This window comes from Streptomyces graminilatus (assembly GCF_001418565.1).
Classification (GTDB): Bacteria; Actinomycetota; Actinomycetes; order Streptomycetales; family Streptomycetaceae; genus Streptomyces; species Streptomyces graminilatus.
The window spans coordinates 19,267-27,819 of the sequence record NZ_LIQQ01000263.1 but is presented as its reverse complement, the minus strand read 5'-3'; the positions used below and the strand labels follow the sequence as shown (position 1 = coordinate 27,819).

The window sequence follows — 8,553 nt, the reverse complement described above, 5'->3', positions numbered from 1 at the left end:
GCCCACACCCCCGGAGGCCCCCACCTCCAGCCGGCCGGCGTCGGCGGCACCGGAGGACAGGCACACGACCACCACGGAAGCGAGGACAGCGAGGACCACAGCCACGATCGCCCGCGTCAGCCAGGCGGACTTCTGGACGCCGCCGTAGTTCACCGCGGTCAGCGCGACCACGGCCGCTACCGCGACCGCGTGCGCCTGATCAGGCCAGACGTACGTGCCCACGGTGAGGGCCATCGCCGCGCAGGAAGCCGTTTTCCCGACGACGAACGACCAGCCCGCGAGATAGCCCCAGAAAACGCCGAGCCGCTCACGCCCGTACACGTAGGTGCCGCCCGATGCGGGATAGAGGGCGGCCAGCCGGGCGGACGACATGGCGTTGCAGTAGGCGACCACGGCCGCCGTGGCGAGCCCGAGCAACAGCCCTGATCCGGCCGCGCCCGCCGCGGGTGCCAGGGCCGCGAAGACACCGGCCCCGACCATCGAGCCGAGCCCGATGAGCACGGCGTCCCCGACACCGAGGGTGCGGCGCAGTTCGGGTGGCGATGGGGCGCTGGACTGTGTCATGGGCCGCACCCTACTGACCGGTGCAACCGCCGGACACCGCGTTGACGTCCTGTACAGCAACGCGAGACGAACAACTCACCAAACCGAACACACCGAACGCGCCGACCCGACGAGGTCGACAACGTCGCAAGTCACAGTGCCGGGACAGTTCGAACACAGAGCAGAGGGGCAGGTTCAGGACATGAGCATCATCGGCTGGATAATCCTGGGGCTGTTGGCCGGGGCCATCGCCAAGTTCCTGCTGCCGGGGCGCGACCCGGGCGGGTTCATCGGCACGACGGTCATCGGCGTCGCGGGGGCCTTCCTCGGCGGCTGGATCTCGGCGCGTTTCTTCGACCACCCCATCAGCAAACAGTTCTACGACGGCACCACGTGGGCGGCGGCGATAGGCGGCTCACTGGTGCTGCTGATCGCGTACCGCATCCTGTTCGGCAACTCGCGCGACTGAGCGCGTACCTGACAAGCAGCCGGTAGCTGGCGGCCGGCAAGGAACGGCCGGGAGGGTGGGCGACGCGGGGTGCCCACCCTCCCCCGACCACTCGTGGACTACCGGTAGTTCACGAACTGCAGTGCGAAATCGAAGTCCTTGCCCTTGAGGAGGGCGATGATGGTCTGAAGGTCGTCGCGGCTCTTCGAGCTGACGCGCAGCTCCTCGCCCTGGACCTGGGCCTTCACGCCCTTCGGGCCCTCGTCGCGGATGATCTTCGCGACCTTCTTCGCGTTGTCCTGGGAGATGCCCTCCTCGATCGAGGCGAAGAGCTTGTACTCCTTGCCGGAGAGCTGGGGCTCACCCGCGTCCAGGGCCTTCAGCGAGATGCCACGCTTGATCAACTTGGTCTCGAACACATCGAGGACCGCCTTGACCCGTTCCTCGGAGTTCGCCTCCATGAGGATCTTCTCGCCGGACCACGAGATCGAGGCACCCACGCCCTTGAAGTCGTAGCGCTGGGAGATCTCCTTGGCGGTCTGGTTGAGGGCGTTGTCGACCTCCTGCCGCTCGACCTTCGAGACGATGTCGAAACTGGAGTCGGCCATGTCCTGTGGCTCCTTGTATGGGGTGCTTGTCTGAATCTGTGGAGTGCGTATCGGCGTGCGTCGGGACAGCAGCCGAGCCCGGTGTACGTCCCGGGCCGCATCCGCATAAGGGTAGCCACCCCCTTCCCTCCGGGCGCCGCTCAATCGGGTGGCGAAGCACCCCTGGGCATCGGGTATTGTTTACGTCGTTGCCAGGGAGCACCGCCGAAAAGCGGTTCGAAATGGCAGCAAACCCTGGCGGTGTGCCCGAGCGGCCAAAGGGAGCAGACTGTAAATCTGCCGGCTCAGCCTACCCAGGTTCGAACCCTGGCGCCGCCACAGGTTAAACAAAGGGCCTGTGATCTGCTTATCGCAGATCACAGGCCCTTTGTCATGCCCTTTGTCATGCGTCGTTCCTGATGAGCGGCCATGAGGGAGAGTGATCCCATGTCATCGCAGTCACGGCCGTCGTTCGTGTCGTCGTCCCGGCGTCGGAGCTGTCCCGAGTGCCGACGGGAGATCGCTGTCGTCGCCGGGAGATTCGCGCGGCACGATCCGCGGGGAGCCCGGGGGAGCCCGGGGGAGCGGGGAACTCGTCTCGTGTCCGGGATCGCGGCGGCAGGCGGAACTCGGAGCGGCCCAGCCATCGTTGGACGGGTACGTCCAACCCGAATTCCCCGGCCAACTGCCCCTCTTCTAGCCCAGAGTCCCAGCCCAGGGCCCCTGCCTTGGGTTCCAGCCCGGGGGTCCCGGCCCAAAGCCGGCGAAGGCTCGTCCTAGTTGCCCGCCACCGACTTCACCGCCACCGAAACCGGCGTCGAACCGCCGATCAGCTCCAGCGTCAGGCCCGCTGTCGCCGGAGTGTCCAGCAGTTCGGTGAGCACGGCGGCCACATCGTCGCGCGGGATCGCGCCGCGCCCCGTGTCGGCCTCCAGGCGTACGCGGCCCGTGCCGGCGTCGTCCGTCAGGGCGCCGGGGCGCAGGATCGTCCAGTCGAGCGCGTCCAGGCCGCTGACGTACGCGTCCGCCTCGCCCTTGGCCCGCCGGTAGACGTCGAAGACGTCGTCGCCCCGGTGGGCCGGATCCGCGCCCATCGACGACACGACCACGTGCCTGCGTACGCCCGCCCGGACCGCCGCCTCCGCGAACAGCACCGCCGCTCCCCGGTCCACCGTGTCCTTGCGGGCCGCCCCGCTGCCAGGGCCCGCGCCGGCCGCGAAGACCGCCGCGTCGGCGCCCCGCAGCAGCTCCGCGACCTCCTCCACCGACGCCGACTCCAGGTCGCAGACCAGCGGTTCCGCGCCGGCCGCCCGCAGGTCGTCGCCCTGTTCGGGGCGGCGGATGATGCCCGCGACCTCGTCACCGCGCGCGGCGAGCAGCCGCTCCAGCCGCAGCGCGATCTGACCGTGACCTCCAGCGATGACAATGCGCATGTCTTCGACCGTACGCCCCGCCGAACCCGTTCGCCGCACGGCCCGTACGGCGTCCGTCCGCTCCGCCGGGAACTCCCCGTCTCCCCCGCCTCACGACGGCCCCGTACGCCCCTGTCGCGGCAGGTCCAGCGCCGCCACGGCCGGGGTGTTGCAGTACTCCCGTACCGCGCTCGTACGTGCCACAACGCGCCCCCTGTGCACCACGATTCGGCTGTAGGCGAGGGACAGCGCGCCGGCCAGACGGTCGCCCCGGACCGCCAGCAGTTCCGCCGGGAAGCCCGCCTCCACCCGCACCTCCGGCAGGCCGAGCACCGCCCGCGCCGACGCGCTCACGGTGTCGTACGCCTCCTCCGGGCGCAGACCGTGCCGGGACGCGAGGAGATACGCCGCCTCCAGGGGGTCCCCGCGGCCCACCGGGTTCGACACGTCCCGCAGCGCCCCGCTGCCGGCCGCCACCCGTACCCCGGCCGCCCGCAGCAGTCGGACCGGAGCCGTGGCACGGCGTTCCGCGCCGCCGCAGCCGCCCTGGGGGAGGCATGTCACCGTCACGCCCGCCGCGGCGAGCTGGTCCGCGGCCCGCGAGGCGGCCTCGGCCGGCAGCCGGCCGAGGCCGCCGCAGGGGCCGATGGCCACCCCGGGGCGCAGACCGCCCGCCATCGCCGCGAGCCGGGCCAGCCGGGCCGGGTCGTCACCGTCCGTGTGCAGATCGACCGGGCAGCCGTGTTCCGAGGCGACCTCCAGGACTGTCTCCACATAGCCGGTCGGGTCGGGGTCGCGGTCCGGGCAGCCGCCGACCACCGACGCGCCCATCTTGACGGCGTCGCGCAGCATCGCCAGCCCGTCCGCCCCCGCGATGCCCGTCAGCACGCGCGGCATCGCCACCGCCGTCAGCTCGGCGAGACCGCGCAGCGCCCGCCGCGCCTGCAGTACGGCGGCCAGGGCACCCAGCCCCGGTACGTCGCCGATACGGACGTGTGAGCGCAACGCCGTGGCTCCGTGGCCGAGCTGGAGCAGAGCTGCCTCGGTGGCCCGGCGCTGGACGTCCGGCGGGTCGTACGAGACCGGGCCGTCGGCGTCGGCGGACAGTGCGGTGTCGCCGTGCGCGTGCGGCTCGGCGGGAGCCGGCAGGAGGAGGTAGCCGCCGAGGTCGACGCGGGTGGCGTACGCGCTGAGGCTGCCCACGGTGCCGACCGCCTCGATACGACCGCCGCCCAGCCGTACGTCCACGGTCCGGCCGTCGGTGAGACGCGCTCCGCAGAGGAGGAGCGCTGCCGGGTCCCCCGAAGAACCCGAAGAAGCGGGCGACGAGGAGTGGGGCGGCTGCGGCTGGCTGTCGGGCATCGCGCTCCTGCTGCTCGGGGGCGGCTGCGCGAAAGCGGGGACACAAGATCACGCAGAGTGAGTCGAGCCTAGGGCGGGCATCCGCCCCTGTTGCGGAGGAGCGCAATAGTCGTACCGGTGTGGTCCGCCGGACGGGAAAGATCGCCGGCGAGGGGTGCGGCAGCCGTTGTGGGGGCGGCTGAGAGACCGGTTGCGGGAGTGGTTGAGGGAGGGGTTTTTGAGGCCGCTGGGGGTCGGTTTTCGGAGCCCGGACTGAGTCCGGGAGGAGCACGGAAGGAGTGCGGAACGGGGGCCGGAACAGGCCTGGGAGGGCGCCGCGAAACGGATTTGGGTGAACGGTGGCCGAGCGTGTAATGTCTTCATCGCTCGCCCCAATAGCTCAGTCGGTAGAGCGTCTCCATGGTAAGGAGAAGGTCTGCGGTTCGATTCCGCATTGGGGCTCTGGTGTGAGAGGTCCCCGTCGCAAGACGGGGTCCAATCGCATCACAGCGGTGTAGCTCAGTCGGTAGAGCAAGCGGCTCATAATCGCTGTGTCACCGGTTCAAGTCCGGTCACCGCTACTGACAGTAGCCGATTGCGGGGTCGGTCCTTCGATCGGCTACTCTGTTATGCGTTCAACTGTCCCATCCGTTCGTCAAGGAGCACTCCTGTGGCTGCCACCGACGTCCGCCCGAAGATCACGCTGGCCTGCGTGGAGTGCAAGGAGCGGAACTACATCACCAAGAAGAACCGGCGTAACAACCCGGATCGAATGGAGATGAAGAAGCACTGCCCGCGTTGCAACGCGCACACCGCGCACCGCGAAACGCGATAAATCAGGCTCGTACGTCGAGGCCGTCCCCTGTTGGTTGGGGGGCGGCCTCGCGTCGTTGCAGCAGAACGACGTCAGCAGCACATCAGCACGGCATCAGCACGCCTACTGCGAACCGCGCGACCATCCGAAGCAGACGAACCAGCGAGATCCGTTTCGATTCAGGAGGTGCCGAGCCCATGGCGCTCGACCAGTCCTTCGTGGGGCGGTCCTATCCGCCCACCGAGCCTTATGAGGTCGGCCGGGAGAAGATCCGCGAGTTCGCGGAGGCGGTGGGGGACACCAACCCCGCGTACACCGACCCCGAAGCCGCCAAGGCCTTTGGTCACGCGGATGTGATCGCCCCGCCCACTTTTGTGTTCGCGATCACGTTCAAGGCGGCGGGAGACGTCGTGGCGGACCCGAAGCTCGGCCTGGACTACAGCCGGGTGGTGCACGGCGACCAGCGGTTCGCCTACGTCCGCCCCGTCCGCGCGGGTGACCGGCTCACCGTCACCTCGACCATCGAGGCCATCAAGTCGATGGTGGGCAACGAGATCATCGACATCCGCGGCGAGGTCCACGACGAGGCGGGCGAGCACGTCGTGACCGCCTGGACCAAGCTCGTCGCCCGCGCCGCCGAGGAGGGCTGACGTCATGACGGCCAATTCAGGAAACGGTTCCGCGAGGATCTCCTACGCCGACGTCGAGGTCGGCACCGAGCTGCCCGCCCAGACCTTTTTCGTGACTCGCGCCACCCTCGTCCAGTACGCGGGCGCCTCCGGGGACTTCAACCCCATCCACTGGAACGAGAAGTTCGCGGTCGAGGTCGGCCTGCCCGACGTCATCGCGCACGGCATGTTCACGATGGCCGAGGCGATCCGCGTCGTCACCGACTGGGTCGGCGACCCGGGAGCAGTCGTCGAGTACGGCGTCCGCTTCACCAAGCCGGTCGTCGTCCCGAACGACGACAAGGGCGCCACGATCGAGGTCAGCGGCAAGGTCGGGGCCAAGCTCGACGACAACACGGTCCGCGTCGACCTCCTCGCGAAGTGCGACGGCCAGAAGGTGCTGGGCATGTCCCGGGCCGTCGTCCGGCTGGGCTGAGTACGCCGGTCCGGAATCCGTTTCCGGGCCTGGGTAAGGGGCGTTCGCCAATGGCGGGCGCCCCTTACCTGCTCCCAGCCCCCGCGCGGTTCGCTCCGGCTACCTCTTGACTCGGTTAGTGATTGAGTACTAACTTACGTACATGGTCAGGATGAGCGCAGAGGAGCGACGCGAGAGCGTCATCCGCGCGGCGATCGCCGAGTTCGCGCAGAGCGGCTACTACGGCACCTCCACCGAGGCGATCGCCAAGCGGGTGGGTGTCTCGCAGCCGTACCTCTTCCGGCTCTTCCCGGGCAAGAAGGCGATGTTCGCCGCCGCCTCCCAGCGGTGCATGGGTGATGTGTGCCGGGTCTTCGAGGAGGCCGCCGAGGGGCTGGAGGGCGAAGAGGCCCTGCACGCCATGGCGAACGCGTACACGCAGTTGATCACCGAGCATCCCGAGCGGCTGCAGATGCAGTTGCAGACGTACGTCGCCGTCGCCGCCGCCGAGGCCGAGGGCGACCATGAGTTCGGCGAGGTCGTGCGGGCCGGCTGGATGAAGATCTGGGACACCGTGCAGGTGCCCATCGGGGACGAGACGACGAGCTTTCTGGCATACGGGATGCTCATCAACACCCTTGCGGCCATGGGGTTTCCGGCCGGCCATCGGGTCTGGCAGGGGATGTTTCCCTCGGCGCCGGCGGAGGGGCAGGCCGAAGTCTGAGGCGGGTGTTCGGGCCCTTGGTGCCTTCTTTTTTGCCCGTAAAAGTTAGTGATCAATAACTAAATCAAACGCCAGGCCCAATAGCAGAACCCGAGGTGGAGCGATGTCACAGCAGGAGAGCACGCAGTTCGAGAAGAGCGGGAGCGGTACCGGCGCACCACGCGGCGGAGTCGTCTGGGCTCTCGTCATCACCAGCGTCGCCGGGTTCATGGCGGCCCTCGACAACCTCGTCGTCACCACCGCGCTGCCCTCGATCCGCAAGGACCTCGGAGGCGCGCTGGACGACCTGGAATGGACCGTGAGCGCCTACACGCTCACCTTCGCCGTGCTGCTGATGTTCGGCGCGGCCCTCGGTGACCGCTTCGGGCGGCGCCGGCTCTTCCTCGCCGGGCTCACCGTCTTCACCGGCGCCTCCGCCGCCGCGGCCATGGCACCCGGTATCGACTCGCTGATCGCCGCCCGCGCGGTCCAGGGCGTCGGCGCGGCGATCATGATGCCGTTGACGCTGACCCTCCTCACGGCCGCCGTCCCGGCTGCCAAGCGCGGGATGGCGTTCGGTATCTGGGGTGCCGTGAACGGACTCGCCGTGGCCTCCGGGCCCCTCATCGGCGGCAGCCTCACCGAGCACATCTCCTGGCACTGGATCTTCTGGCTGAACGTTCCGCTGGGCCTCGCCCTGCTGCCGCTCGCCCGGCTGCGCCTCGCCGAGTCCTACGGCACCGGCGCACCGCTCGACATCACCGGCACCCTGCTGGCCAGCGGCGGCCTCTTCGGCGTCGTCTACGGGCTCGTGCGCGGCCCGGCCGACGGCTGGACCAGTTCCCTCGTCCTGACCGGGCTGATCGCGGGTGGCGCGCTCCTCGTCGCCTTCGTCGTCCACGGCACCCGGGCGAAGAACCCGATGCTGCCCATGCGGCTCTTCCGCTCCCGCGCCTTCGCCGGGATCAACACGGCCTCCCCGCTGATGTTCCTCGGGATGTTCGGGTCGATCTTCCTGCTCAGCCAGTACATGCAGGGCGTGCTCGGCTACTCGCCCACCGAGGCGGGCCTGCGGATGCTGCCCTGGACCGGTATGCCGATGATCGCGGCCCCGGTCGCCGGCATCCTCTCCGACCGGATCGGCGGCCGGCCGGTCGTCGCCGCCGGCCTCTTCCTCCAGGCCGCCGGCCTCGGCTACCTGGCCCTCGTGGTCACCGCGGACGCCTCCTACGCCGTCCAACTGCCCGGCCTGATCATCAGCGGTGTCGGCATGGGCCTGTTCTTCGCGCCGGCCGCCAGCCTGGTGATGTCCAGCGTCCGCCCGAGCGAACAGGGCATCGCCTCCGGTGCCAACAACGCGCTGCGCGAGGTCGGCGGGGCCCTCGGCATCGCCGTCATGGGGTCGATCTTCGCCGCCCAGGGCGGCTACGAGACCGGCCAGACCTTCGTCGACGGCCTCCGGCCCGCCCTGGTGGTCGGCTCCGCGGTGGTCGCCCTCGCGGGCTTCGCGGCCCTCCTGATACCGGCCGCCCGCCGCCCCGCACCGGCGCCGGACGCCACCGAGCCGGACCCGGTGCTGGAGAAGGCCGCCCACTGACCCCCGGTAAAAGATCGCTCCACGC

Annotated in this window: 10 protein-coding genes, 3 tRNA genes and 1 pseudogene; 10 read left to right on the top strand and 4 right to left on the bottom strand. The window is 69.6% G+C overall.

Annotated elements, in window-relative coordinates:
* Positions 1–564: amino acid permease (locus AOK08_RS22255; RefSeq protein WP_157876754.1), on the bottom strand; the 564-nt coding region annotated here is incomplete at its 3' end.
* 181 nt (positions 565–745) lie between these two features.
* Here AOK08_RS22255 and AOK08_RS22250 point away from each other — a divergent pair.
* On the top strand, positions 746–1,012 hold the full coding sequence (locus AOK08_RS22250) for a GlsB/YeaQ/YmgE family stress response membrane protein (protein ID WP_055529009.1): 267 nt from the start codon (positions 746–748) through the stop codon (positions 1,010–1,012).
* A gap of 98 nt (positions 1,013–1,110) precedes the next feature.
* Here the strand turns inward: AOK08_RS22250 and AOK08_RS22245 are convergent, their stop codons facing one another.
* Positions 1,111–1,599, bottom strand: a complete 489-nt coding sequence (locus AOK08_RS22245; protein WP_055529007.1) for a YajQ family cyclic di-GMP-binding protein — start codon at positions 1,597–1,599, stop codon at positions 1,111–1,113.
* Between the two features lie 236 nt (positions 1,600–1,835).
* Here AOK08_RS22245 and AOK08_RS22240 point away from each other — a divergent pair.
* Positions 1,836–1,917, top strand: a tRNA-Tyr gene (locus AOK08_RS22240).
* A gap of 108 nt (positions 1,918–2,025) precedes the next feature.
* Positions 2,026–2,278: pseudogene (locus AOK08_RS47490) on the top strand (hypothetical protein).
* 76 nt (positions 2,279–2,354) lie between these two features.
* Here AOK08_RS47490 and AOK08_RS22235 read toward each other — a convergent pair.
* Positions 2,355–3,011: an NAD(P)H-binding protein gene (locus AOK08_RS22235; protein ID WP_055529006.1), complete on the bottom strand. Its 657-nt coding sequence runs from the start codon at positions 3,009–3,011 to the stop codon at positions 2,355–2,357.
* A 90-nt stretch (positions 3,012–3,101) separates the two neighbouring features.
* On the bottom strand, positions 3,102–4,352 hold the full coding sequence (locus tag AOK08_RS22230) for an amidohydrolase family protein (protein WP_055529004.1): 1,251 nt from the start codon (positions 4,350–4,352) through the stop codon (positions 3,102–3,104).
* 368 nt (positions 4,353–4,720) lie between these two features.
* On the opposite strand from AOK08_RS22230, the gene AOK08_RS22225 reads away from it, so the two are divergent.
* The 7 genes from AOK08_RS22225 to AOK08_RS22195 all read left to right on the top strand — a co-directional run bounded on the left by AOK08_RS22225 (position 4,721) and on the right by AOK08_RS22195 (position 8,528).
* Positions 4,721–4,793, top strand: a tRNA-Thr gene (locus tag AOK08_RS22225).
* A gap of 46 nt (positions 4,794–4,839) precedes the next feature.
* Positions 4,840–4,912 (top strand) — tRNA-Met (locus tag AOK08_RS22220).
* 89 nt (positions 4,913–5,001) lie between these two features.
* Positions 5,002–5,166 (top strand): 50S ribosomal protein L33, encoded by a 165-nt coding sequence (gene rpmG / locus AOK08_RS22215; protein WP_018834916.1) that lies wholly within the window; start codon positions 5,002–5,004, stop codon positions 5,164–5,166.
* 176 nt (positions 5,167–5,342) lie between these two features.
* Positions 5,343–5,795 (top strand): MaoC family dehydratase N-terminal domain-containing protein, encoded by a 453-nt coding sequence (locus tag AOK08_RS22210; protein ID WP_055529002.1) that lies wholly within the window; start codon positions 5,343–5,345, stop codon positions 5,793–5,795.
* A gap of 4 nt (positions 5,796–5,799) precedes the next feature.
* Positions 5,800–6,249, top strand: coding sequence for a MaoC family dehydratase (locus AOK08_RS22205; protein WP_055529000.1), 450 nt, complete (start codon positions 5,800–5,802; stop codon positions 6,247–6,249).
* A 142-nt stretch (positions 6,250–6,391) separates the two neighbouring features.
* A complete protein-coding gene (locus AOK08_RS22200) occupies positions 6,392–6,952 on the top strand; it encodes a TetR/AcrR family transcriptional regulator (RefSeq protein WP_198539343.1) in 561 nt (186 codons plus the stop codon).
* 103 nt (positions 6,953–7,055) lie between these two features.
* On the top strand, positions 7,056–8,528 hold the full coding sequence (locus tag AOK08_RS22195) for a DHA2 family efflux MFS transporter permease subunit (RefSeq protein ID WP_055528998.1): 1,473 nt from the start codon (positions 7,056–7,058) through the stop codon (positions 8,526–8,528).
* Positions 8,529–8,553 lie beyond the last annotated feature (25 nt).